General features: G+C 45.2%; 19 protein-coding genes and 1 riboswitch. Of the genes, 9 read left to right on the top strand and 10 right to left on the bottom strand.

Annotation, left to right across the window (positions count from 1 at the left end; all coding sequences use genetic code 11):
- Positions 1 to 71: 71 nt before the first annotated feature.
- From cbiD to QVP94_RS11685, 7 genes are all read right to left on the bottom strand, one after another.
- Positions 72 to 2,006, bottom strand: coding sequence for a cobalt-precorrin-5B (C(1))-methyltransferase CbiD (cbiD, locus tag QVP94_RS11715; protein ID WP_022192666.1), 1,935 nt, complete (start codon positions 2,004 to 2,006; stop codon positions 72 to 74).
- The gene (gene cobM / locus QVP94_RS11710) at positions 2,006 to 3,787 is read right to left on the bottom strand and encodes a precorrin-4 C(11)-methyltransferase (RefSeq protein WP_022192665.1); all 1,782 of its coding nucleotides are present in this window, start codon (positions 3,785 to 3,787) and stop codon (positions 2,006 to 2,008) included. Before cobM ends, cbiD begins: the two co-directional genes overlap by 1 nt.
- On the bottom strand, positions 3,784 to 4,983 hold the full coding sequence (locus tag QVP94_RS11705; RefSeq protein WP_022192664.1) for a bifunctional cobalt-precorrin-7 (C(5))-methyltransferase/cobalt-precorrin-6B (C(15))-methyltransferase: 1,200 nt from the start codon (positions 4,981 to 4,983) through the stop codon (positions 3,784 to 3,786). Before QVP94_RS11705 ends, cobM begins: the two co-directional genes overlap by 4 nt.
- Positions 4,980 to 6,392, bottom strand: a complete 1,413-nt coding sequence (gene cobJ / locus QVP94_RS11700) for a precorrin-3B C(17)-methyltransferase (protein WP_022192663.1) — start codon at positions 6,390 to 6,392, stop codon at positions 4,980 to 4,982. Before cobJ ends, QVP94_RS11705 begins: the two co-directional genes overlap by 4 nt.
- 56 nt (positions 6,393 to 6,448) lie before the next feature.
- On the bottom strand, positions 6,449 to 7,912 hold the full coding sequence (locus QVP94_RS11695; protein WP_022192662.1) for a PepSY domain-containing protein: 1,464 nt from the start codon (positions 7,910 to 7,912) through the stop codon (positions 6,449 to 6,451).
- A gap of 18 nt (positions 7,913 to 7,930) precedes the next feature.
- A complete protein-coding gene (locus tag QVP94_RS11690) occupies positions 7,931 to 10,312 on the bottom strand; it encodes a TonB-dependent receptor (protein ID WP_130882172.1) in 2,382 nt (793 codons plus the stop codon).
- Positions 10,313 to 10,458: 146 nt separating this feature from the next.
- Positions 10,459 to 11,376: a sirohydrochlorin cobaltochelatase gene (locus QVP94_RS11685; RefSeq protein ID WP_005862321.1), complete on the bottom strand. Its 918-nt coding sequence runs from the start codon at positions 11,374 to 11,376 to the stop codon at positions 10,459 to 10,461.
- 128 nt (positions 11,377 to 11,504) lie between these two features.
- Positions 11,505 to 11,702, bottom strand: a riboswitch (cobalamin riboswitch).
- Between the two features lie 85 nt (positions 11,703 to 11,787).
- On the opposite strand from QVP94_RS11685, the gene aspT reads away from it, so the two are divergent.
- The 5 genes from aspT to QVP94_RS11660 all read left to right on the top strand — a co-directional run bounded on the left by aspT (position 11,788) and on the right by QVP94_RS11660 (position 20,318).
- Positions 11,788 to 13,485: an aspartate-alanine antiporter gene (aspT, locus tag QVP94_RS11680; RefSeq protein ID WP_022192660.1), complete on the top strand. Its 1,698-nt coding sequence runs from the start codon at positions 11,788 to 11,790 to the stop codon at positions 13,483 to 13,485.
- Between the two features lie 12 nt (positions 13,486 to 13,497).
- Entirely contained in the window at positions 13,498 to 15,147 is a 1,650-nt protein-coding gene (locus QVP94_RS11675; protein WP_005862319.1) for a bifunctional aspartate transaminase/aspartate 4-decarboxylase, read from the top strand.
- A 270-nt stretch (positions 15,148 to 15,417) separates the two neighbouring features.
- Positions 15,418 to 17,667, top strand: coding sequence for an aconitate hydratase (locus tag QVP94_RS11670; RefSeq protein ID WP_022192659.1), 2,250 nt, complete (start codon positions 15,418 to 15,420; stop codon positions 17,665 to 17,667).
- A gap of 24 nt (positions 17,668 to 17,691) precedes the next feature.
- A complete protein-coding gene (gene icd / locus QVP94_RS11665) occupies positions 17,692 to 18,969 on the top strand; it encodes an NADP-dependent isocitrate dehydrogenase (protein WP_005856984.1) in 1,278 nt (425 codons plus the stop codon).
- Between the two features lie 5 nt (positions 18,970 to 18,974).
- Entirely contained in the window at positions 18,975 to 20,318 is a 1,344-nt protein-coding gene (locus QVP94_RS11660; RefSeq protein ID WP_008772165.1) for a citrate/2-methylcitrate synthase, read from the top strand.
- 112 nt (positions 20,319 to 20,430) lie between these two features.
- Here the strand turns inward: QVP94_RS11660 and QVP94_RS11655 are convergent, their stop codons facing one another.
- Positions 20,431 to 20,706: a putative quinol monooxygenase gene (locus QVP94_RS11655; RefSeq protein ID WP_005856980.1), complete on the bottom strand. Its 276-nt coding sequence runs from the start codon at positions 20,704 to 20,706 to the stop codon at positions 20,431 to 20,433.
- 101 nt (positions 20,707 to 20,807) lie between these two features.
- Between QVP94_RS11655 and QVP94_RS11650 the strand changes: the two genes are divergently transcribed.
- Entirely contained in the window at positions 20,808 to 21,188 is a 381-nt protein-coding gene (locus QVP94_RS11650) for a GtrA family protein (protein WP_005856979.1), read from the top strand.
- A 146-nt stretch (positions 21,189 to 21,334) separates the two neighbouring features.
- Here the strand turns inward: QVP94_RS11650 and QVP94_RS11645 are convergent, their stop codons facing one another.
- Complete coding sequence (locus QVP94_RS11645) at positions 21,335 to 22,993, bottom strand: amino acid permease (RefSeq protein WP_022192658.1); 1,659 nt, start codon at positions 22,991 to 22,993, stop codon at positions 21,335 to 21,337.
- A gap of 114 nt (positions 22,994 to 23,107) precedes the next feature.
- On the opposite strand from QVP94_RS11645, the gene QVP94_RS11640 reads away from it, so the two are divergent.
- The gene (locus tag QVP94_RS11640; RefSeq protein ID WP_008779878.1) at positions 23,108 to 23,440 is read left to right on the top strand and encodes a DUF3795 domain-containing protein; all 333 of its coding nucleotides are present in this window, start codon (positions 23,108 to 23,110) and stop codon (positions 23,438 to 23,440) included.
- 34 nt (positions 23,441 to 23,474) lie between these two features.
- Here QVP94_RS11640 and QVP94_RS11635 read toward each other — a convergent pair whose 3' ends face one another.
- Positions 23,475 to 24,206, bottom strand: a complete 732-nt coding sequence (locus QVP94_RS11635) for an SDR family NAD(P)-dependent oxidoreductase (protein WP_008779879.1) — start codon at positions 24,204 to 24,206, stop codon at positions 23,475 to 23,477.
- 96 nt (positions 24,207 to 24,302) lie between these two features.
- Here QVP94_RS11635 and QVP94_RS11630 point away from each other — a divergent pair, with 96 nt between their 5' ends.
- Complete coding sequence (locus tag QVP94_RS11630; RefSeq protein ID WP_008779880.1) at positions 24,303 to 25,448, top strand: acyltransferase; 1,146 nt, start codon at positions 24,303 to 24,305, stop codon at positions 25,446 to 25,448.
- Between the two features lie 142 nt (positions 25,449 to 25,590).
- On the top strand, positions 25,591 to 26,946 hold the full coding sequence (locus QVP94_RS11625; protein ID WP_009017450.1) for a dipeptidase: 1,356 nt from the start codon (positions 25,591 to 25,593) through the stop codon (positions 26,944 to 26,946).
- Positions 26,947 to 26,957 lie beyond the last annotated feature (11 nt).

The following is a 26,957-nucleotide window of genomic DNA, read 5'->3' as shown; positions in this document are numbered from 1 at the left end:
AACAGCTAAAAAGAAATGCTATTACAGTCTGGGGGTTGTAGAGACGTAGCGTGCGTGCTGCGTCTCTACAGCTAAGATTGGTATAAGACCTTGCCCTCTTCGGATATTAACAGCAAGGTTAGTTCGCCGTCGGGAAGGATGGGAGCGCAATACGATTTACATTTTTGTAAAAGTAATGGGAAGAAACGATTTTGTTCTTTTTCCGCAAGAAGCTCCCATAATTCACGGGCCAACGTAATCCGATTGATTGCATCTACGGTCGCCTCCTCGCATTTCGCTTCTTTCGCTACATCTTGAAGGAAGCCTTTGTTCATGACGACTTTTTTGCTGTGTGTATCCAGGAAACCTTCCGCAAGTTTCACCGCCTTGCCGATCATGATACCTAAGATAACCTGCTTGAAACCTAAATCGGCAGCGATCTTTAGCGTCTCTCCTATAAAGTTCCCGTAATGGACGAATGATTGTGGAGGCAAAGAAGCGTATAAGCTCCGAAGGTAACGTTCACTCTTCGCCCCGGAATTAATAACCAACGTCTCGCAACCTATCGCTTTGGCGACACTGGCTTCTTTCCGTATCGAGGCGATAAAAGCGTCCGATGAGAAAGGACGCACAATTCCGGATGTCCCGATAATGGAGATTCCCCCGATAATTCCAAGTTTCGGATTGAAGGTACGTTTCGCCAACTCCTCGCCACCGGGAACCGAGACCGTGACAATAGCGACGGAATCGGGTGAGGGCAGGAGTGGAATCAGCTCTTGCCGGATCATCTTACGGGGCGTGGCGTTTATAGCCGGGCCACCGACTTTCAAGCCGAGTCCCGGAAGGGTCACGGTTCCGACTCCTTCACCTGCTTGGAAGATGACTCTTCCCGTATCGTCGCTTTCTGTTTCTTGACAATGTTCTTCTTGTGCCATTACCGTGGCACGCTTGTGCCATCGGCTTGGCACAGCTGTGCCATCATCGTGGCACGACTCTGCCACGGCGATGGCACAACCGGATGCATCGGGAGATAATTGAACAGTAACCCGGATCCGGCTATGATTCGTCACGTCCGGATCATCCCCAGACTCCTTGATCACGGTACAGGTGGCGGAACACCCGGCCCATTCGGTATAGGCTACCGGCAACGTTATCTGTTCTCCCGAGGGTAATGTTATCTGGCTTTCTGTTTGTTCCTTCCTTGATAATAAGGCCAATAAAGCGGCTTTTGCGGCGGCGGTAGCACAAGCTCCGGTCGTATATCCGCTTTTCAAGGGAAAGAATTCTGGTAATAGGCGTTCAATTTGTTTGCGCAATCCGTCTTCACCATACACTCGGTAGAAAGTTTCCGGTAATGCGGGACGCTTCACGACAAATACTGGTATTCCGAATTGGCGGGCAGCGTTCACTTTATCCGTAAAATAGCCGGAGAAACCACTTTCCTTTGTCAAGATGGCGTCCGGATGGAGTTGCTCCAACAACTTTAACTCATCCTCGCCTTCTCGATAGAAAACCAGACTTTCTTGGGGGAAGCCCTGCTTCTCGGCCAACGACAAAGATTCCTCCCGCTCCAATATACGTAACCAAGTGGTATGCGATCGCCAATAAGGACGGAGCGGGGCAAGGGTGTTCACGCCACTGAGGGCAAGTAGCCGTTGGATACCTTTATTTTCCATTTGGCGAATTGCGTCTGCATAACTATCGCACCAAATCAAGTCCTCATCACGAAGTGGATACCGACGTTCGTAACGAATCACCGGAATCCGTAAGCATTTCGATACCTGTTCGATCGTTTGGTGTAACACTTGAGCGAAAGGGTGTGCCGCATCGATCAATAGCTTAATTGCGTGGTCACGACAAAAACACTCCATTTCCTCCGCATTCATGGCTCCGGTCAAACGGATTCCATGAGCGCATTCAATGGATTGCAAAGTTCCTTTCGTAGAATAGTAATAGGTAGCGGCTGCCTCGTCCGCTACCCGCACAGCCACACGGCCTTCTGTCGTTCCTCCAAGAATCAGTATCATTACTTACGGAAAAGATGTTTGAATTCATCCGCATATAAGCGAGATAGGCCCTTGCGGTTATCGATGGCATCCCCGACGACAAGTAATGTCGTCAACGTAAGATGATTCTCCTTTACGATCTTGGCGAGATCTTTCAGTTGCCCACGGTAGATCCGCTCGTCTTTCCATGTCAATTTATAGCAAGCGGCTACCGGAGTGGTTGGGGCGTAGTGTCGCGATAATTCCTCTTGGACCTTCTCTACGACACCGGCGCTTAAAAAGATACACATCGTACTTTGGCTTTGAGCCAGTTTGTGCAGTTGCTCTTTCTCAGGCATGGGCGTACGTCCTTCGCCACGAGTGAGGATGATCGTTTGTACTTTCTCCGGAATCGTGAACTGAGAATAAAGAGCGGCGGCGGCGGCTTGGAAAGAGGAGATACCCGGAGTGATATGATAATCCATCCCGTATTGATCAAAGTAATTCATTTGCTCTTGAATAGCTCCATAGATGCAAGGATCGCCCGTGTGCAAACGAACGACAAACAATCCTTTATCATAAAACTCTTTCATCAACGCGAACTGTTCTTCCAGATTCATATCCGCCGAGCTTCGCACCGTAGCGCCTGCCTTTGCGCATAAGGTAAGTTCTTTCGGGACGAGGCTTCCTGCATACAGGATCAAATCAGCTTTCTCCAACATTTGCCGCCCGCGGATAGAGATCAAGTCCGGATCGCCGGGACCGGCTCCTACGATCTCGATATGTCCCTCACGGCAGGCCGTCCGATCTAACGCTACGGCAAAGGTATATTCATTTCCTTTCCCTAAATCCGCTTTTTGCTTCTCGACCAAAAGCGGACCGCCATGAGCCGCATAAATGGCGGAAGCTTCCGATACACTTGGGGATTCGGTTACCTCCAGTACTTTCTCCGAGGGATTGGGTACCGGGATTTCTTTCAGCTCCTCCGATGTATAGATGTGGAAAGGGCATTCCATAACTCCATAAGCCAGTAATGTCAGCACCGGTTCGCATTTCTTCAAATCGATTGTATTTACATCCGCCAAGGCCTCCGAATACAGGCGTTTATCACGCAATACATCTTTAATATGTTCGTAAACGACCGTAGGATCGCCTTGCATATCCTTGCGGCAACCCATTCCTAGGTGGAGGACTTTCGGTATATAGGTGATCGTATGGATGGATGTATCGTATTGTTTGGGACTGACGATCATCAATAACTCATAGTCTTGCTGCGGTATCGCCTCGAAGGAATAGAAGATAGAGACATGAGGTGGGGCCGTACGCTCTAGATAATCCGTTCCCTTATCTCGTATATCAAGGAGTAGCGCTGTCGGTTTTCCATTGACAAAAGTGGAGATGGCGGCATTGCTATCTTTGGCGATCAAGGTCCAATCGTATTTCTTCCCCAGCGTGTCGAGCGGCCATAGGTTCGTATTATCGCTTTGTGTCGTAATAATTGCCTCGGCTCCTAATAGGTTTGCCAATTCCTTGGAAAGGTCGTTCGCACCACCGATATGTCCGGATAAGACCGGAATCACATATTTACCGGTACTGTCTATACAAACCACGGCAGGATCAGTATGCTTATCTTCCGCGAAGGGAGCGATACTGCGTACGCAAATTCCCATCGCTCCTATAAATACCAAACTACTGGATTCGTGAAAAACCTCTTTTGAGAAAGAGCCGAATGGTAAGATCTTCGCCTCGGGATAAGAGGCTAGAATTCGCTCAGCAAGCACCCGGCTGCTATCGGATATTGGAATAATTGATATTGTACTCATAATTTATAAATAACATTCACGGTAATCGTATTAAAATCATCAATCGTGATACGGGTTTGGGCGGATATCCGAAGACCGGTTTGGCGGACCGCTTCCTCTAAAAGCGCTTTGCTTTCGTCGGATACGGAGTTGAAGACGATGACACCGCTCTCTTTCATCTTTTTGGAAACTACCATAAGGATCTCCACTAATTTCCCGCCATGTCCGCCGATAAAGATTGCATCCGGAGCCTCCAACGCTGATAAATCCACCGATAAGAAATCTCCGATTATAGCCTCGATACCCGGAGTCCCAAAACGACGGCAATTCTCAGTCATTAACTTTCGTCCCTCTTCCCGGATCTCAAAACTCGTGATATGCAAATGCGGGAACAGCAATTTAGCCTCTATCGAGACAGAACCCGTACAAAAGCCGATATCCCAAAAACGTTCCCGGTTTATCAGATCCAGCATGCTTAAAGATAACAAACGGATCGGCATTTTGGTTATCATCTTCTCCCGTCCGTTCAAATGCTCGAAAGCGGAATCCGGCAGGCCGAACTTACGGGAATGCCCGTCACGCTCTTTCCGGAGAATCAAGCAATTCGGATGAACGAAATTATTCATTGCTGCGGCTTGTATACTGAATTGGCGGATGCTCTGCCGTTCGGTATTTCCTAATCGTTCTCCCACGAACATGGTATAATTATCATAGCCGTATTCCAGCATCCGGCGAGCGATAGTCGTAGGCGTATGTTCCCGATCCGTGAGCACGCCTATCTTAGACGCACTTTCGATCAAGGCACGATCGAACTCGTGCCAAGGCCTTCCGGTAAGGGAGACGATCCGCATGTCGTGGTAAGGCATCAATAGATTTTGCGCCAAGAGTTGCAAGGAATTAAATGACGGGTACAGGCGGATTTGCGCATCCGGCAATCGGTTTTGAATCGTAACGGCGAATCCGAAAAACAAAGGATCTCCGGAAGCGAATACAACGATGCTTTCCCGACCGTCGTACGAATGATAGCGATCGAAGACCTCGTCCAACGGGACTTTGATATCAATCCAGTCCGCTTTTTCTGGCAATAAAGAACGTACGATCTCATGATGCCGCACGCCTCCAGAGAACACCCGGTGGGACGAGATTATCTCCAATACCTCCGGCGGAAAGTATTGTTTCATGTTATCATCCAGCCCTATGACATAAAATCGGTTCATACGTCTCTTCCCGGCTTTAGTTGTTTTGCGTCATTAAAACAAAGAATGGCATTCACTAGCGTAGCCGCTAAATTACTACCTCCTTTACGACCTTCCACGATTAGTTTCGGTATACCGATAAAAGGTTTCACCATATGTTTGGATTCCTGCACATGTACAAAACCTACCGGAGCCGCGATAATACCTGCCGGAGTCGCTTTACCTTTACGTATTAAATCGCATAATTCCATAAGGGCGGTCGGGGCGTTCCCGAAGACAAACAGAGCGGTCGGATGCTCTTCCACGGCCCGACGAATACCGGCTTGAGTACGGGTAATTCCTTTGCTCGAAGCCATCTCAGCGACCCGCTCGTCTTGAAGGTAGCATTTCACTTCGACACCCAGACGTTGCAGAGCTCCCTTACGAATGCCGGAAGCAGCCATCGTGACATCGGTGATGATCGTAGGAACTTCCCCGCCGCTGATCTTATTATATAATGTAGAGACAGCATCCGGGTCGGCATAAAGGATATTTTCCATATCGAAATCGGCCGTCGTATGAATGGCATGGAGTAACGCCCATTTCTTATCCAACGGGATCTCTTGGTTTTTCAATTCCTTCTCGATCGTACGGAAACTACGGATCATGATGTCCTGTCCGATACCCGTATCCATTTTCTTTTGTTTGATCTCGCCATAATATCCCCGGGGAGTGATCATATGATTCCCGGAAAGATATGTTTGTGAGTTTCCGATCAAGACTACCGTAAACATATCGATCTGCTCGGGGTCCAGATCTGCGAGCGTAGTGACGAATACTTCTTGCTCCTCCCGTCCGGCCTGACGTACATAACCGACCGGAGTCTCCGGCTTGCGTTCTTGCAGGAACAATTCTTTTAAACGATAGAGTTGCCAATAACGTCCCTCGCTTTTTGGATTATAGATCGCCGTAACAAAATCGGCCATGGCCGCCGCGTGAATCCGTTTCTCGATCAGTTCCCAAGGAGTCATCAAGTCTGAGAGGGAAATCACACAGAAATCATGTCCGATAGGAGCGCCAAGCAAGGACGCAGCTTTCTGGAAAGCGCTGATGCCCGGATACGACTCGATCTCGATCTCGCTTCCGGATTCTTTCTTCATCTCATAAATCAGAGGAGTCATGCCATAAATACCGGCGTCACCGGAACTGATCACGCAAACAGTCTTTCCCTCGTTGGCATAAGCGAAAGCTTGCTCGGCACGAGCTTGCTCACGTTTCATACCTGTATCTATACATTCCGTTCCCTCACGAAGCAAGTGGGTGATAAAACGGAAATAATATTTATATCCTATGATGACATCCGAGCTTTGGATAGCGGCCAAAACCGCAGGCGTTATATCGGCCTCGCTACCGGGGCCGATTCCGGCGACTATAATCTTGCCTTTATTCATTCAAATCTATTTTATAATACAATGTTCTCAATAAATATAATACAAATATACAGGCTTTACTTCTTTCTTCTCGCTTTTCGCCTGATATATTTTATCGCAAGCCATACACCGGATAAGGAAACGAACGTGCCTCCCAACATGGTTCCCCACATCACGATATTCCATAAGACCGGATGATCTACCAAGAATTTCAGATTCAAGCTATGCAATGCCGGATACATCCAATGGTTCCAACGAGACGGCGTATTTACATAACGGTATTGTCCATTACGGGGATTAATGTAATAACAACTATTATCCACGTCTTGAATAGATACTTTCCAGACCGGGAGTTCTAAATTCCTTTTTCGTGAGATATAATACGTATCATAAGCATCCAACAGTTTGATATCAGCCGTGGTCCCGATACCATGTATCTGAGACAATACGGAACGGATTTCTTCCGGTCGCAGGTTCAATAAAGATATCCCGTCACTCTTATTTGCGTTCACGACAATATCCTTCGTGTCTGTTTGTACGATGTAAAAGGGTATATCACCAAAACTACTCCATTCCAATTGACGGATCTGGCCGGAATAGGCTTGTATGACCGCCCTGTAATCCAACGGATAATCGAGTGGGGAAGGAGCCATCTTCCGCAGTTCTTGAACCGGGTTTATATCAAGCTTGGCTTTCAACCCCCAATCCTGTACACGAGCCAAAGACATCATACCACTAAAGCAGAAGGTGAGGACGAATAAACCGAATAACACCCCAAGAATATGATGCCATTTATACCAGAACTTCTTATAAGGGGAAATCAAATAACGTCTCCTCGCTAACCGGAAATCCCGTATTCCTAAATAGATCCCAGCGATACACATAACGCATCCAATGCCGGATAACCAGACAACTACCTTTATCCATAATTCAGCGTCTTGCCGCAAGGAAGTGAAATAAACCCAATGAGGGATCGCCCCGAGCCAAGCCCAGAAACGACTGTTTTTATCCGTATATTGCAAAACCTCCCCGGATTTAGAGGATATGTATAATTCATGTCGTTCCGGATCGGCGAAATGGAATTTATAGATCGGAAATTCCTCTTTTAAACGACCGAATGGAATCCATTGGTCCAAGGTGTACAAGGAATCTACCTTCGCTATGGAAGAGGTATTCCATTGTGATGCCACACGTTGGATACGATTCCAGTCGATTACGGGTAATCTTTCCGTCGAGTCGGCAGGAATATCATAACTCCCTTTCTCCGTCCGGATATGAAAAACAGTTTGTCCCAAATAGCTGTTTAAGGTAACATGGCTTATCCGCTCGTTCTGCGGTAAACGTTTCTCTATCTGGTCTAACGAAGGAAGATTCTCCAGAGAGAGAATATCCATCTTCGCCCGTTTATCGGCCCGGTCCGCTCGCGGGAACGTATGGTAGATCATTACCAATCCCGATAGGAACCAAACGAGAAACAGGATACTGAACGCCGTGCCCAGTATCCTGTGTATAAATAGCGTGATCTTTGTCAATAGATTCATGAGCGTATGTTCTATATATTATAATGTATAGGAGATAGCCACTTGGAAATTACGAGGCATGCTTGGCACCATCTGTTGTCCGAGCGCTTGGTTATAATAATTGTTGTCAAACAAGTTATTCAAGTTGAATGTAAGGTGAATATTGTTGTTCAACAAATAAGACATACCGAAATCGGTTACCCAATACGGATCGAACCAAGAGTTGTTAGATGTATTACGGTATACTTTACCGGTATAACTGCTACTCAAGTGAAATTCCAGATTCTTCAAGACACCCCGAGGGATGGTATAACTGCCGTATGCGTAGAAAGTCTGGTTCGGTACGTTGCTCTGCCAGTTTCCTTCTTGGCTATTCAATTGTTGCTTTGTCTCATCCGGGTTATTGCCATAGATAGCCTCGATCAATTCCGGATCCTTTATTTCTTTCATCTCCCGGATCTTGGAGTCGTTCAATCCATAACCGATCGTCAGCGCTAAGGTGCTTACCGGAGAAAGAGTGACATCAAAATCAAAACCCTTGGAATCTTGTACACCCACCTGTCCGATTACGCTCATCGTGGTAGTCTCGCCGTTTACCTCCTCTTGATAGTTGTTGGTCAACGTAGCCGTACTGTTCATCTTCCGGATATAGAACAAGCTGGCATTGGCGCTTAATATATTGTTCAATTGATATTTAAGCCCCACCTCGGCTTGGTATCCTTTCTCCGGCTTAAATACTTCCTCATTGCGAGCAGGCTCGAAACGATTTCCATCACCTCCTACATAAACGACATTATCTTGATAGAACGTACGGATCGGCTTGAAGAAAGAAGCGAAAGAAGCATAAATGGATGTATTCGGATGGGGCAGATAGACCGCTCCGAAACGATAAGTCAACGCCTTATTCTTTATCATATTGAAGCTTGAATGTTCCTCATACTCACGTCGTCCGGTAGGAGTTGTAGCGCTGGCGGACATATAACGGAAAAAGTCGTAACGTAGAGCGGCTAATACCTTCCATTGCTCGTTGAACTCAACCATATCTTGAAGATAAAGGCTGTTGGAATAATGATGCGTAACCGTCGCTTTCGAGAATTTACTGGTCATATATCCCATGCTATGCGGATCATAAACGGATACATGCGAATAAAGGCCGGGACCCTGAACATCATCCCCTAAATTATAGCCCGAATAGCTGGTACGATTCAAGGCGACGAAAGAGTAACCTCCCATATACGTATGCTTTATCTCACCCGTCCTGAATTTACCGCTTAGCTCGAGCGTATTGGTTACCGTCTTGGCTATATGGGAGAAGCGAAGCGGGAAAGAAAGATATACACTGTCCAAACAGATATATTTTTTCTGGCCGTTTTTCATATAATAATGATCATAGATCGGATCATCACTTTCGAGATAGTCGAGGGCTTCCGTCCCAAAATAGTTGATATCGTCGTTATTGTAAGAAAGGCGATCTGTTAGTTTTGCGCCGTTCCAAAAAGTATGTGTATACTGCGTCGATATGTTCCAAGCATGATTCTTCATAAAGTCGGACTCGTTATTGTAACGAGCCTCACGGTCAAGTCCCGGTAGCATATCATTTTTATGGAGATATAACTGTCCTGTTTGCACATTATATACATCATTTGCCATTAAATCGGGAAGACCGATCTCCGTCCCATAGAAGTCGCGGTTAAAACCTCCACGAACATCTAATAGGTCACGTTCCGTCATTTTAGCTTGCAATGCCAGATAACCGGAAAAGCGACGGTTGCCATTATCACGCCAGCCCTCTTGATCGGAAAAGTTGACATTGGCGTAATAATTGACCGGACCGACCAATTTACCGCCCATGCCAAGCGTCGCCTCTTTATTCTCGTAACTACCATAGGCCAATCGGGCGTTAACGCTCTGTTTCTCTGACGGGGATTTACGAACGATATTCAAGGTTCCACCTACGGCTGAATGTCCGTAAAGTACAGAAGCCGGTCCCTTTAATAATTCAATAGACTCGATACAGGATAGATCGGGTACGGGATAAGAGTTGTTTATTGCCGAACGTTCATCGCGGATACCGTCTATCATCATGATAGAATGATCGAAACCACGGATCGACAATTGTTGAAATGCGCCATAAGATGTCTGGAATCGTACGCCCGGCATAAAGCGTACCGCATCTTGGATATTACGGATACCTCGCAACTCCAGACTACTCGCCGTAATGCTATTAATTGAAATAGGAAGATATTTCATAGGTACGTCCAACTTCGTGATTTGTGGACGTGGCTTGCGTGCGGCGGTCGCTACGACTTCTTGAATATTGAATGTCGTATCGGCGAAATTCGTGTACTCATTCTTGTGTTGTGCCTGCATCGTACTGATACATAAGGCTGTCAACGGTAAGATTGTCAAAACTCTTTTCATATATTTAGCATTATAACTGTTTATTGTATGCATGTGAAATCCCTTTCGAAAGAAATTCCATTTTCCTTCGAATGAAAATTTAGTTTCTTTCGGAAGGAATTACTTTTTCTTCCGAAAGGAATAAAACATAGATTTGGAGAACTTTTTTAGTCCTTCTCTACCGCATAAGCTTTCTTCTTATCAACGATATCGATCATCTTATGTTTAGCCATGAAACGGGCATGTTCGATGAAGATCTTCTGAATATCCGGATTCTGTCCCAGACCTTCCATAAATACGCTTACCTCGTAGCCTTTCTTTTCCAGTTCCTCTTTCCAATCACCGGCGATATCGTTTTTCGCATGGTCTCCGGCGACAAACATAAATGGCATCAACAAGACTTTCTTCGTTCCATTGGCCTTTACTTGGGCTACCATCGTATCAAAAGTAGGATAGCCCTCGATGGTTCCTACGGAATAATCCTTGAATCCCTTCTCCTTCAACATATAATCCAACATGGCATATTGAGCCGTCGCCGGAGTATAAGTGCCATGGCCTACCAATAAAGTAGCGCCTTCTTTCGCCCCATTTTTTGTGATAGCGACGATTACCGCCTCATAATCCTCCGGTGTATACAATAAAGGATTACCGATACGAATCTCCTTGAAAGAAGATTTCATGGTGGCAACATCCTTACGTAAGGATTCCATCTCGATACCTTCGATTATATTCGTGGATTGGATCAAGACATGTGTATAACCATCAGTCTTTAATTTTTCCAAGGCCTCGATCGGGTTCAGTTTCTCTACGCCACGAGCTTTTAAGCGGCGCATTACAATGCGAGAAGTCCATGCCTCACGCAACTCAACATCTTTGAAAGCTTCTTTCGCTTTTTGATTGATCGCGTCGATTGTCAAGGCACGGGTATCATCATGGGTTGTTCCAAAATGTACCATCAATAAAGCGGCCTTATCGCCCGGTTGTAAAGAGGCGAATAAATCGGATGCTACAAAATTCTCGCCATCGTGCGCACGACAAACTAGGCTGATGACCAGCAGGAAGAAAGATAGTAAGTGTTTCCTCATCATATGAATATATTAATAATTAGATTACATATCAATCCCACGGAGACAACGTATTATTCCGTCTCCAACATCTTTTGGATATAGGTGATATTTCTATCCTCTTAATTGCTCCTGACCCCGGGAGGAATTAATCATTACTTCGCTTGGCAGGTTTCCTGACTGGCTCGGAAAGCAACCTTCCCATCTTTCTTAAGACAGTGGCATAGCAGAACGCTTTCCTTTTCAAGAGCTTCACAGTAGCGGGCACTGTTCCGGATTCTAACCGGATTCCCTTTTATAGAGTTGTCGGTAGACAAACTCTATCACCTAAGCGGTCGCAAATTTATATAAATAATCCCGAAAAGTAACAACATCTTTCAAAGAATCCCTGTTTCAATAGCATCTTTTTTGTTTAACATCAAATAAATAGATATGGAATGGATAACTAATTTACTTCAACATTATCCGGAGCTAGCTATTTTCATAACCTTAGCTCTCGGTTTCTGGATTGGCAAGTTTAAGATAAAGAAGTTCACGCTGGGAACGGTTACCAGCGTATTATTGGTCGGTGTATTGATCGGGCAATTGAAAATCGATATAAGCGGACCGTTAAAGTCCGTCTTTTTCTTGATGTTCCTCTTCGCTGTAGGATATAGCGTTGGGCCACAGTTCTTCCGGGGATTGAAAAAGGAAGGTCTTCCTCAAATGCTTTTCGCCGCCGTCATGTGTATATTTTGTTTGATCGCTCCTTTTTTGTTAGCGAAACTTATGGGATATAACGCAGGCGAGGCCGCAGGATTATTGGCGGGCTCCCAGACGATGTCGGCAGTATTAGGAGTTGCCGAAGATACGATCGGACAGATGAATATTAGCGATACGGATAAAAGCGCTATGGTAAATGTAATGCCCGTGGCCTATGCGGTAACTTATATTTTCGGTACGGCAGGATCCGCATGGTTAGTGAGTGATATCGGGCCACGTCTTTTAGGAGGACTCGACTACGTGAAAAAAGCCTGTAAAGAGCTAGAGGCTAAAATGGGAAATAACGACGAGAGCGAGCAACCGGGCTTTATGCCTGCCGCCCGTCCGGTAACTTTCCGGGCCTATAAGATTAGTAATGAATGGTTCAAGGATGGCAAAAGCGTAAAGCAGTTGGAGGTGTATTTAGACCAATTGGGACGGCATTTGTTCGTGGAGCGTGTCCGTATTAATAATGTAGTAACCAATGTTAAACCGGATTTGGTTTTACATACCGGAAATGAGGTTGTCCTAAGCGGTCGCCGGGAATTCGTGATCGGAGAGGAGAACTGGATTGGCGACGAGGTCAATGACATTGAATTGCTCGATTTTCCGGCAGAGACGTTACCCGTACTAGTGATCCATAAGGAATACGTGGGGAAAAAGATCTGCTATTTACGCAATCAATCGTTTATGCATGGTGTTAGCATCAAGTCCGTAAGGCGTGCGGGTATCAATATCCCGGTCTTGGCCGCTACGGTGATAGATTCCGGTGATATGTTGGAATTGGTGGGTATGAAATCAGAGGTAAATAAAGCGGCTACGACTTTAGGATATCCCGATCGCCCAACCAATCAGACCGATTTGATTTTCGTGGGTATCGGTATTTTCTTAGGGGGAATTTTAGGTTCGCTCGCGATTCATTTCGGAGGTGTCCCGATCAGCCTGAGTACGAGTGGCGGCGCTTTGATAGCCGGACTCGTCTTTGGATGGCTTCGTTCCAAGCATCCGACCTTCGGGCGTATTCCAGAGCCTTCCGTCTGGATATTAAATAATTTGGGACTGAATATGTTTATCGCCGTAGTCGGTATCACGGCGGGTCCCAGTTTCGTGACCGGATTGAAGGAAGTCGGTATAAGTTTATTTATTATCGGTGCTTTAGCGACATCTATCCCGCTTATCATCGGTATTCTGATGGGACGTTACGTTTTTAAGTTCCATCCGGCTATCACTTTAGGTTGCACGGCAGGTTCACGTACGACAACCGCCGCATTAGGAGCGGTGGAAGATGCCGTAGGAAGTGAGACTCCAGCCTTAGGCTATACCGTTACCTATGCGGTGGGTAATACTTTATTAATCATCTGGGGTGTCGTTATTGTGCTAATCATGTAATATATATAATGTATGGACAAGAAGAAAATACATGTCACGAGAGAATATGAGAAAAAGATGTCGGAGATTAGCCCTTTCGAGCTAAAGAACATCTTGATAGAGTTAGCGGATGAGAGCGCTCGTAAAAGTACGCACATCATGCTGAACGCAGGAAGGGGAAATCCAAACTGGATCAGTACGGTTCCACGGGAGGCATTCTTCCTATTAGGGCAGTTCGCCTTGGAGGAATGCCAGCGGGAAACCGAATTGGCAGATGAGATGGCCGGAGCCGCAGGGGTTCCCAACCGCAAAAGGATCGCGTCTCGCTTCGTACAGTTTCTAAAGAAACATGCGCAATCTCCCGGCGCTACTTTATTGAAGGGTACCTATGAATATCTGGTCACGGAAAAAGGTGTAGATGAGAATGAGCTTGTATACGAATGGGCGGAAGGTGTCATTGGTGATCAATATCCGGTTCCCGATCGTATCTTGAAATATACGGAAATGCTCGTGCGGGATTATTTAGACCAAGAATTATGTGATAACCAGCCCCCTGAGGGAATATTCGACCTTTTCGCTACCGAGGGCGGAACTGCCGCCATGTGTTATATCTTCGATTCCTTGCAACAGAATTTCTTGTTGAATAAGGGAGACAAGATCGTTCTCTTCGCTCCGGTATTCACTCCTTATATAGAGATTCCGGAACAGGCTCGTTATCTTTTTAATGTCATAGAGATAAAAGCCTTGAAGATGACAAAAGACGGCTATCACACATGGCAATATCAAGAAAAGGATTTAGATGTCCTGAAAGATCCTAGCGTGAAAGCCGCTTTCATAACAAACCCGAGCAACCCGCCTTCATACGGATTGACAAAAGCATTGATGAATAGGATCGTTGAGATCGTACGGAACGACAATCCCAACCTCATGATTATTACGGATGATGTGTATGCGACATTTATTCCGCATTTTCGCTCGATGATGGCCGAATTACCAAAGAATACGTTATGTGTCTACTCTTTCTCCAAATATTTCGGGGCAACCGGATGGAGATTGGCGGTAATCGCTTTACATCAAGATAATATTTACGACCGGATGATCCGTGAATTGCCAAGAGATAAACAGGAGCTTCTAAAAAAACGATATAGCAGTCTATCCTTACATCCCGAGGATATCCGCTTTATTGATCGTATGGTAGCCGATAGCCGTCAAGTAGCCTTGAATCATACGGCCGGTCTTTCCTTGCCACAACAAACACAAATGTCTCTGTTTGCGTCTTTCGCTCTATTAGATGCGGAAAATACCTATAAGAAAAGGATGCAGGATATGATCCACGAGCGTTTACACACATTGTGGGAAAGCACCGGATTCACCTTATTGGACGACCCTTTGCGTGCGGGATACTATAGTGAGATCGATATGCTTGTCTGGGCTAAGAAATTCTATGGGGATGATTTCGTGGAATATCTAAAAAAGAATTACGAACCTCTGGATGTCGTTTTCCGTCTGGCACAGGAAACTTCCTTGGTTTTACTGAACGGAGGAGGTTTTGATGCTCCCGAGTGGTCTATCCGCGCATCTTTAGCCAACCTTAAACGGGAAGATTATGTCCGGATCGGAGAGGGTATCGCATCTATTTTGCATAGTTATGCCCAAAGATGGAAAGAAAGTCTCGATAAGTAGAAAAAACAGCTCCAAGGCTTGAACAAAACGGGCTAATGGTACGTTTTATTAATAAACGTGCGATTAGCCCGTTTTTCTAAGTTATCCGGGAGATTATAAATAACCTCTATAACCTCATAGAAATTATCGAACAAATTGTATTTCATTATATTATATATTTGTTGATAATAAAAACAAAGACTCATTGGCAGATGTCTTATTTATTACATTTTAGCTGGTTATAGATAAATATATTTGCGAAAAGGCTTACAATAAAAAACGAATATGAATATGGTGTACGACATTGACATGCTTAGAAATTTCTATGCGAATTTCCCCAGAAGAGTGGACACAGCCCGCGAACGTATCGGTGGTCGCCCGATGACCTTGGCCGAGAAAATCTTATATGCGCATCTATACGATGAAAGCTCGACTCGCCTTTTCAAAAGAGGTGAGGATTATGTGAATTTCCGTCCCGACCGTGTGGCTATGCAAGATGCCACCGCTCAGATGGCGCTTTTACAATTCATGAACGCCGGAAAAGAAAAATCCGCAGTACCGGCTACCGTGCATTGCGACCATTTGATCCAAGCGAATATGGGAGCCAAGACGGATATCGATACGGCTACCAAAAGCAATAGCGAGGTCTATGATTTCTTGAAATCGGTCTCCGATAAATATGGAATCGGTTTTTGGAAACCCGGAGCAGGCATTATCCATCAAGTGGTATTGGAAAATTATGCGTTTCCCGGCGGTATGATGGTAGGAACTGATTCACATACCCCGAATGCCGGAGGACTTGGAATGGTCGCTATCGGAGTAGGAGGAGCCGACGCCGTGGATGTCATGACCGGAATGGAATGGGAACTGAAGATGCCGAAACTAATTGGTGTTAAGTTAACTGGTAGTTTGAATGGTTGGGCCTCGCCGAAGGACGTGATTCTTAAGCTAGCGGGCATCTTAACCGTAAAAGGTGGAACGAACGCTATCATCGAATATTTCGGTCCGGGCACCGCCTCAATCTCAGCGACCGGAAAAGCTACGATCTGTAATATGGGTGCCGAGGTAGGAGCGACTACTTCCTTATTCCCATTCGATAATACAATGGCTCAATATCTTCGTGCCACGGGACGTGACGAGGTAGCGAGCTGGGCCGAAGCTATCGGTGAATATCTGGAAGCGGATATGGACGTTCGTGCCGAGCCAGATAAGTTTTACGATCGTGTAATCGTTATTAACCTTTCCGAATTGGAGCCGCATATCAATGGTCCGTTCACGCCGGATGCAGCTACGCCTATCTCGGAGTTTGCCGCAAAAGTAAAAGCGAATGGCTATCCCCGAAAGATGGAGGTCGGATTAATCGGTTCCTGTACCAACTCTTCTTATCAAGATCTAAGCCGTGCGGCATCTATTGCTCGCCAAGCTTATGAGGATAAAATACCGGTAGCGGCACCCTTGATCATCAACCCGGGTTCCGAGCAAATCCGTTATACGGCAGAAAGAGATGGTATTATCGGTGATTTTGAACGGATTGGCGCAACCATTATGGCGAATGCCTGTGGTCCTTGTATCGGACAATGGAAACGTCATACGGATGATAATACCCGTAAGAATTCGATCGTTACTTCATTCAATCGTAACTTCGCTAAACGTGCGGACGGTAATCCGAATACACATGCTTTTGTCGCTTCTCCGGAACTGACACTGGCCTTGACCATCGCAGGTGATCTATGTTTCAATCCTTTGACCGATACCTTGAAGACAGAGGATGGTAAGGTTGTGAAACTGAAAGAACCGAAAGGCTCGGATTTTCCGCCGAAAGGTTTCGAGGTAAAGGATAACGGCTATCTGGCACCTACGGGTAAGAACGTAGTGGTGAACATCGATCCGGAATCCAATCGCCTACAGGTATTAAAGTCTTTCGCTCCTTGGAACGGAGAGGATTTCACGAATATGCCCCTTCTTATCAAGGCTGAAGGTAAATGTACGACGGATCATATCTCGATGGCCGGTCCATGGTTACGTTTCCGTGGGCATTTGGAAAATATATCGGATAATATGTTGATGGGAGCCGTAAACGCTTTCAATGGGAAGACAAACTCTGTATTGAATCAACTGAACAATGAATATGAAGCAGTTTCTGCCGTAGCGAAACAATACAAGGCAAATGGTATTTCCTCGATCGTCGTAGCGGAAGAAAACTATGGTGAAGGCTCTTCCCGGGAACATGCAGCCATGGAGCCTCGCTTCCTAAATGTAAAAGTGATCCTAGCCAAGAGTTTCGCCCGTATCCACGAGACAAACTTGAAGAAACAAGGAATGTTAGCACTGACTTTCGCCGATAAGGAGGATTATAGCAAGATCCGTGAGAATGACCATATCTCGATCATCGGATTGAAAGATTTTCAGCCGGGCAAACCGTTGACGGCCGTTCTTCTTCATGCGGATGGTACGCAAGAATCATTCCCGGTTAACCATACGTATAATGATTTACAAATTAAATGGTTCAAGGCGGGTTCCGCTTTAAATACAGCTCACTAAGACAAACAAAAAAATCTTGATATCATGAGTAAGATAACAAAGAAAGGTAATCATATTTTCGTTCCGGATCACGTGACGATCCCTTATATTGAAGGAGATGGCGTGGGGCATGAGATCACTCCCGTTAGCCAAAAGATAGTAAACGCTGCCATCAAGCAAGCTTACAACGGAACCCGTTCCATTGAATGGAAAGAGGTCTTAGCCGGTGAAAAGGCGTTTAAGCAAACCGGAAGTTGGCTTCCCGATGAGACTATGGAAGCATTCCGTGAATACATCGTCGGTATTAAGGGACCGTTGACAACTCCGATTGGTGGAGGTATCCGTTCATTAAATGTGGCCCTCCGTCAGACGTTGGATTTATATGTTTGTCTCCGTCCGGTTCGTTGGTTTAAAGGAGTCGTATCTCCGGTAAAGGAGCCGCAGAAAGTGAATATGTATATCTTCCGTGAGAATACGGAAGATATCTATGCCGGAATCGAATGGCAACAAGGGACTCCGGAGGCACAAAAGTTATTGAAGTTCCTCACCGAGGAAATGGGAGTGAAGAAAATACGTTTCCCGGAAACTTCCTCTTTCGGCATCAAGCCGGTTTCTGTGGAAGGTACGGAGCGTCTGGTGCGTGCCGCTATCGAATACGCGATATTGCATCAGTTACCGAGCGTGACTTTGGTACACAAAGGTAACATCATGAAATTCACGGAAGGTGGTTTCAAACTATGGGGATACGCTTTAGCGGAACGGGAGTTTGCGGATCTCACTTTCACATGGCCTCAATATGAGAAGATCAAGAAAGAGCAAGGCGAGGAAGCGGCCAATACCGCCTTAGTGGAAGCTTCAAAGGCCGGTAAAATCATTATCAAGGATGTCATAGCCGATGCTTTCTTGCAAAACACTCTATTAATTCCGGAAGAATATTCCGTGATCGCTACCTTGAACCTGAACGGCGATTATATCTCCGATCAATTAGCAGCAATGGTAGGTGGCATTGGCATTGCTCCCGGCGCTAATATCAACTATAACAGTGGTCATGCGATCTTCGAGGCAACACATGGAACCGCTCCGAATATCGCGGGAAAGAATCTCGTAAACCCCTCTTCCTTATTATTATCATCCGTGATGATGCTGGAATATATGGGATGGAGTGATGCGGCTAACCTGATTACATCCGCTATGGAGCAAGCTTTCTCCGCTGGAGAGGCCACTCATGACTTGGCTCGTTTTATGCCGAATGGCAAATCTCTCGGCACCAAAGAATTTGGTGATCGTATCATCTCTATTATCGAAACAATTAAATTAGTATAGTCATGTTGAAGAAAGAATATTTAATTTACAAATTGTCCGAGGCTGCCAGAGAGGCTTGCAAGATTGACAACGAACTTTTCCCGATGTATAATGTGAAACGTGGCCTTCGTAACGAGGATGGTAGCGGCGTGTTAGTAGGATTGACCCAAGTCGGTAATGTAGTAGGATACGAACGCTTGCCAGAGGGCGGTCTTAAAGCAATCCCCGGTAAGTTATTCTATAGAGGTTACGACGTAGAGGATTTAGCGCGTGATTTCATCAAGGAAAAACGGTTCGGTTTTGAGGAAGTGGCTTATTTATTACTTTCTGGTAAACTCCCCGATAAAGAGGAATTATCAGCCTTTAAAGAACTGTTGAACGATAATATGCCCTTGGAGCAAAAGACCAAGATGAATATTCTGGATCTGGAAGGACAGAACATCATGAATATATTGGCTCGTAGCGTATTGGAGATGTATACCTTCGACGCAAACCCGGACGACACCTCCCGAGATAACTTAATGCGCCAATCTATTGAATTGATCTCTAAGTTCCCGACGATTATCGCTTATGCCTACAATATTTATCGTCATAGCACACAGGGGCGTTCTTTACACATCCGTCATCCGCACGAGAACTTATCGATCGCAGAAAATTTCCTTCACATGCTGAAACGTGATTTCACGGATCTGGACGCACGTACGTTGGATTTGCTCTTGGTATTGCAAGCAGAACATGGTGGTGGTAATAACTCTACGTTCACGGTACGCGTCACTAGTTCTACGGGAACGGATACGTACTCATCTATCGCAGCTGGTATCGGCTCATTGAAAGGCCCGTTGCACGGAGGTGCCAATATTCAGGTAGTAGATATGTTCCATCATTTGAAAGAGAATATCGCGGATTGGAAGAACGTGGACGAGATCGATACTTATTTCATGCGGATGCTTAACAAAGAGGCTTATAACAAGACAGGCTTGATCTATGGTATCGGCCATGCGGTCTATACGATTTCCGATCCCCGTGCGGTCGTATTAAAGGAACTGGCTCGTGATCTGGCAAAAGAGAAAGGTCGCTCTGAGGAATTCGCCTTCCTTGAGTTATTAGAGGAAAGAGCGATCGAATGTTTCGCCAAGCATAAAGGAACTAAGAAACGGGTTTCCTCGAACGTGGACTTCTATTCTGGATTCGTTTATGAGATGATCGGTTTGCCACAGGAAATCTATACGCCTTTATTCGCCATGGCCCGAATCGTGGGTTGGACCGCTCACCGTATCGAGGAGTTGAACTTTGACGGAAAACGCATCATCCGTCCGGCTTACAAGAACGTTTTGGACGATAGGGAATATATCTCAATCAACGAGCGATAACACTAAAAAAATCATAGTTATGTTTTCTTTCATTCATAGTTATAAGTTGAAGGATTCATAACTATGATTTTTTAGCATGTTCAGGCTTATAATAAGATCCTACATAAAACCCTTAAAATGTAAATTTCTCAAGTTTCATCGCACCTAATCCTTGCAATTTAGGAACCAACGTTACGAAATGCTCAGCTTTTTCGTGAGCTGATAAGGATTCAGCGTCTTTCCACGTCTCACAAATCATCAATACATCACTACGAGTAGAGCTCTCGAAAATATCATAAGCTATACAGCCATTGTCTTTCAAAGACTTTTCAACCAATTCTTTCGCTGTCTCCAATGCGGCTGGACGATTCTCCTCACTTACTTGAATAAATACATTTAGTCTAATCATACTCATAATTGTTTTAAGAATGTTACATACTTGATCAAAAGTACAGCACAAATATAGAAATAAACCCGTATATTTGTCATTCGAAACGTATAATTAACAGCATGAAGGAATCTGTTCGTATTCTTCGTTTCGCCATTGTAGGTTCTTCTAACGCTTTGATCACCGCATTGGTAATCTGGATATTAATGGATATTCTGGATTGTAATTACTTGTGGTCGAACATGGCTGGATATGTGGCTGCCTTGGTGAATAACTTCTTTTGGAGTAAATACTGGGTATTTTCTTCCGGGAAAGGTAATTTCTGGAAGGAGATTCCTTTATTCCTAATCGCTTTTGGTTGCGCTTACGCTACTCAATTCATATTCTTGCTTTTAATGGTGGAGGTGATCGATCTAAATGAATATCTGGGTCAGTTCCTTGGACTTTTCGTTTACGGAGCCGTTAATTTTATGATGAATAAGAGGCTTACTTTTAAGAGCTAGAATCCGATAAATCGTATCAAAGGAAGTGGTATAGTACGCCATTAGTGGTGAAGGTCAACGCGACTACTCGCATAAGCCTTCACCACTAATGGCGTTGACCATCGGGACTAGTCGCGTGAACCATCGAGACTAATCGTGCTGAATCGCTAACGGGTAAGGCTCGTAAACTGCTTCCCGAGTCTGTAAAGATAGAAAGCTAGATGCGTAAAAGCGAATACGAATGAGATAATCAATAAGATTTTGCTCTCGCCCCATCCCACGGTTTGCTGGTGCCAAAGCCCCGTGATCACGCAAAGCACGGATAGGGTAATACCGATCATATCCAATGTGGTCTGTCCCGAGCGATGTTTCTGCATATGTTCCAGTTTGCTATGTTTGATTCCATAGCAGACATATATATCCAGACCGATTAACATCCATAATACCAAACGAATCCATGTATCAGCCGGGAGAAAAAGCATCATCACCAGACAAGTTATGATACCGGCGATAGGCACGAACGGAACCAACGGGGTCTTGAAAGACCGGGGAGCGTCCGGCATTGTCTTACGGACAATCAATACCCCGGCGCAAACTAGCGTAAAAGCGAACAAAGTCCCGATACTACACATCTCGCCCGCTACGCTCGCCGGAACGAAAGCTGCCAATGCACCGACCAATAACATAAACAGGAAATTACTTCGTGCCGGCGTGCGGAATTTCTCATGGATATGGGAAAATAGGGGAGGGAGCAGCCCATCCCGGCTCATACTCAAGAATACACGGCTCTGTCCTAATAACGTTACCATGATAACCGAGCAATACCCCAGTAAAATAGCTATTACGATCGCCCGATTCATCCAAGGGTAATCCGGACGAATCACACCAGAAGCATCCATTTGTCCCATATGATCGATAGCTATTGCCACAGGAGCGATTCCATTCTGGCCAGCAAAAGCGGAGTAATGTACGACTCCGGTCATCACGTGGGCAAACAGCATATATAATATAGTACAAACCACCAATGACATCAAGATCCCGATCGGCATATCCCGTTTCGGGTTCTTGGTTTCCTGCGCTGCCGTACTTACAGCGTCGAAACCGAGGAAAGCAAAGAATACGATAGCCGCCCCTCGTAGGATACCGGAAAATCCGAACTCGCCTAGAGTCCCTGTATTAGTGGGGATATAAGGCGTATAATTCTCCATACGGATATATTTCCATCCCAAGACTACGAACACCAAGACTACGGAGACTTTCAAGAATACGATGATCCCATTGAAGATAGAACTGCCTTCCGTTCCTCGTATCAACAAGATACTCATTAACACCACGATCACGAAAGCCGGGATATTCACGATACCGCCATCCCAAGGGCAAGCTGTCAAGGCTTGCGGTAAATGTACTCCGAATCCTTCCAGAAAAACGACCAAATACCGACTCCAACTTATGCTAACGGTCGTAGCGGCCACGCAGTACTCGAGCACCAAATCCCAACCGATAATCCAAGCGACCAACTCACCCATCGTGGCATACGAGTAGGTATATGCGCTACCTGCCACCGGGATCATGGATGCGAACTCGGCGTAACATAACCCGGCGAAACAACAGCCCAAGGCGGCGATAGCGAAAGATAAAGTAATGGCAGGCCCCGTATACCCGGCGGCCACCGCACCCGTAATGGAGAACAATCCGGCACCGATAATAACACCGACACCTAAGGCGATCAAACTCCACGGGCCAAGGATACGCTTCAGCGATTTACTGCCCGAATCATTTGCCTCGGTCATCAAATCCGCTAAAGGCTTCTTAATAAATAAACCCATCTGTATAGATTAAAAAATTAGTAATTGGGCGCAAAGGTAGGAATTTTTATTATGTTTGCCGAAAAGTAAAAGCAAGGACAGAAACAAACAAGAAAATAAACTGACAACTAAATAATGAAACAATTGATAGCCTGTTGCGGATTAGATTGCGAAAGTTGCGATGCCCGCATAGCCACAGTTAAGAATGATGATGAGCTAAGAGAAAAAACCGCCCAAAAGTGGAGCGCCATGAACAATGCGCCCGAAATTACAGCCGCAACTATAAACTGTATGGGGTGTCGTGCGGACGGAGTGAAATTTGCGTATTGCAGTGATTATTGTGAAATACGCAAATGTGTATCCGGAAAAGGCTTTAATACATGTGGCGATTGTGATGAATTAGATAGTTGCCAGATAGTCGGCGCAGTCCTTCAGCATGCTCCCGGCGCAAGAGAAAATCTAATGTAGAAGCAAAAAAGATAAATCTCTAACATACCCGATCCTAATTCCGTATTGGCAGCCATTCCCAAAGCCATTCAGGGATCAGTCTCCAGAAAAAGACAAGGATAGCGTATCTCCAATCGATGATCGCCCTTCTCTTTTTCCGGTCTATAGCGTTAGCGATACGCAAGGCGGCGTATTGGGGAGACATCAGCATAGGATAATTCCTGCCGTCTTTCAATAAATCCGTACGGACAAATCCCGGACGGATATCCGTAAATGTAATAGGCTGTTTCTCCATACGGGAAAGTTGGGCTAAAGCGTCTATATAAATATTTTGGTATCGTTTGGTAGCCGAGTAGGAGGGAGCGACACCTAATCCTTTGGTTCCGGCAATAGAGCTGATTACAGATATATGCCCACCACCTTGACTGGAAAAATAACGATAAGCAGCTAGTACCATACGTGTAAAACCCGTCACATTCGTCTGTATCGTAGCTTGTTCAATGGAAGTATCTAAGTATTTATTCTGGTTGCCGATCCCTGAACTAAGCAGGAAGATGTCCATTCCTCCTAAATCACGGATTAATTCGTCTAAACGATCAGCGGCATCCTCGGCGGTCACGTCCAACTGCTTTATCCGGATATGCTCCGGATCTTGCTTACGAAACTCCTCCAACCGATCAACCCGACGGCCAGCCAATCCCAGTTGATATCCTCGTTTCCAATAAATCTTAGCAACCTCATAGCCGATACCGGAGGTAGCGCCAATAATGATAATTCGTTTGACCATAATACTTGATACAATAAATTAACAATAAAGATAAACAAAATTCTCATACTAAGCTCTATCTTTGTCACCCATCTTTTAAATTTAACACATAAATCCATGAACAACGCAACAACACAGTCACATATCGTGTGGCTCGATGTAATACGAACCGTAGCTATGCTGATGGTTATCGGAGTACATTGTATAGATCCTTTTTATATCTCACCTACACTCGGAAGTTTACCGGAATATAAACATTGGGCCGCTGTTTACGGCTCTCTTTTACGGCCCTCTGTTCCTCTTTTCGTTATGATGACGGGACTTTTACTATTGCCTATACGGGAACAATCTTTAGGTGTTTTCTATAAAAAGAGAATATATAGGGTATTATTTCCTTTTTTGATATGGTCTGTATTATACAATATATTCCCTTGGGTTACAGGGCTATTAGGTTTGCCGAAAGAGATAATCGGTGAGTTTTTCTGCTATGTGCAAGGAAATGAGTCACAATCCTTATCCGACGCATTGAAAGACATCGCCATGATCCCGTTCAATTTCAGTTTTAAGGAAAACCATATGTGGTACATTTATTTACTCATCGGATTGTATCTGTATATGCCATTCTTCTCCGCATGGATCGAGAAGGCGGATCGTTCCAAAGAGAGGGTCTATTTAGGGATATGGTTCGTATCTCTTTTCTTGCCTTATATGTCTGCCTATATCAGCAAATATTTATACGGGGAAGCGACGTGGAATCAATTCGGCATGTTTTATTATTTCGCAGGATTCAACGGATATCTCCTATTAGGACATTACTTAAAACAAGGTAATAATTGGAATATTTGGAAAACCTTCGCTATTTGCGCAGCCATGTTTGTGGTTGGTTATGCCATAACCTATAGTGGATTCAGTTCGGCCGCAGCGAATCCCAAGGCAACAGAATTGGATATGGAGTTATTTTTCACCTTCTGTAGTCCGAATGTAGTCTTAATGACGGCGGCTGTATTTATTCTTCTTCAAAAGGTACGTATTCATAATACTCTCATAGCTAAAAAACTATCGAAAATATCCAAATATGGTTTCGGAATCTATATCGTACATTACTTTGTCGTAGGTCCGATCTTTATCTTGATCGGGAAGTTTGATTTACCGATACCTTTGCAAGTACCCATAATGGCACTTTTGATTTTCATAATCTCATGGGCGTTTACTTGGTTCATGTACCGTATATTAGGTGAACGAGCTAAATGGATCATGGGATGAAACTCTCTCGTATACTGCAATCCGCCTTGCCGTGTTACTGCACGCCTATTGCAGTAACACGGCTAAAATACCATAAAACTCCTTGCAATCCCCATCTGTTTCGTTATATTTGCTACAATTTATAAACATAAAATAAAACGCTATGTCAGTAAAATCTTATATCGAATCCAATAAGGATCGTTTTCTTGAAGAATTGTTCTCTTTAATCCGCATTCCGTCAATCAGCGCCAAGCATGAGAATAAGCCGGACATGTTGACATGTGCCCAACGTTGGACAGAGGTGCTGCTGTCTTCCGGTGCAGATAAGGCCGAGGTAATGCCTACGAAAGGCAATCCTGTCGTATACGCCGAGAAAATGGTATCTCCCAATGCTCCGACCGTATTGGTTTACGCTCATTACGATGTAATGCCTGCCGAACCACTAGAACTGTGGAAGAGTGAACCTTTCGAGCCGGTGATCCGGGACGGACGCATTTGGGCCCGTGGAGCAGATGATGATAAGGGACAGGGCATGATTCAAGTAAAAGGTTTTGAGACAGCGATTAAAGAAGGTTTGTTACAGTGTAACGTGAAGTTTATTTTCGAAGGAGAGGAGGAGATAGGTTCTCCTAGCTTGGAAGATTTTTGCCGGGAACATAAAGAATTATTGAAAGCGGATGTAATCCTCGTTTCCGATACAAGCATGGTCAGCGCTGAAACACCGTCGCTCACGACAGGCTTACGTGGTTTGGCTTACTGGGAAATAGAAGTAACCGGACCGAACCGCGATTTGCATTCCGGTCATTTTGGCGGAGCCGTAGCGAATCCGATCAATGTACTTTGCAAATTGATGGCAGATATCACCGACGTGGATGGACGCATCACGATCCCGGGTTTTTATGACGACGTGGAGGATGTATCTCCCGCAGAACGGGAGATGATCGCCCAAATCCCATTCGACGAGGAAAAATATAAGAAAGCGATCGGGGTAGACGCTCTTTTCGGAGAGAAAGGCTATTCTACGCTAGAACGTAATAGTTGTCGGCCTTCTTTCGATATCTGTGGTATTTGGGGCGGATATACGGGGGAAGGAAGCAAAACTGTATTGCCTTCAAAGGCTTATGCCAAGGTTTCCACTCGTTTGGTTCCACACCAAGATCATGCCAAGATCTCCCAAATGTTTGAGGAGTATATAGCTCGTGTGACCCCACCTTATGTTAAAGTGAAAGTTACGCCCAGCCATGGCGGGCAAGGATATGTTTGTCCGATAGACTTGCCAGCTTATCAAGCGGCAGAAAAGGCTGTTGGCATCGCATTCGGGAAGAAACCGTTGGCGGTTCGTCGCGGAGGTAGCATTCCTATTATCTCTACATTCGAGCAGGTATTAGGTATCAAGACCGTACTGATGGGATTCGGCTTGGAGCAAAACGCGATCCATTCGCCCAACGAGAGCCAGGAGTTGGATATCTTCTTCAAGGGAATCGAGTCGGTAGCGGAATTCTACCGTTTATATAAATAAGAAGGAAGAAG

The organism is Parabacteroides sp. CAG:2, from assembly GCF_000436315.1.
GTDB classification, from domain to species: domain Bacteria; phylum Bacteroidota; class Bacteroidia; order Bacteroidales; family Tannerellaceae; genus Parabacteroides; species Parabacteroides distasonis.
This window is presented reverse-complemented; position numbering and strand designations above follow the sequence as displayed.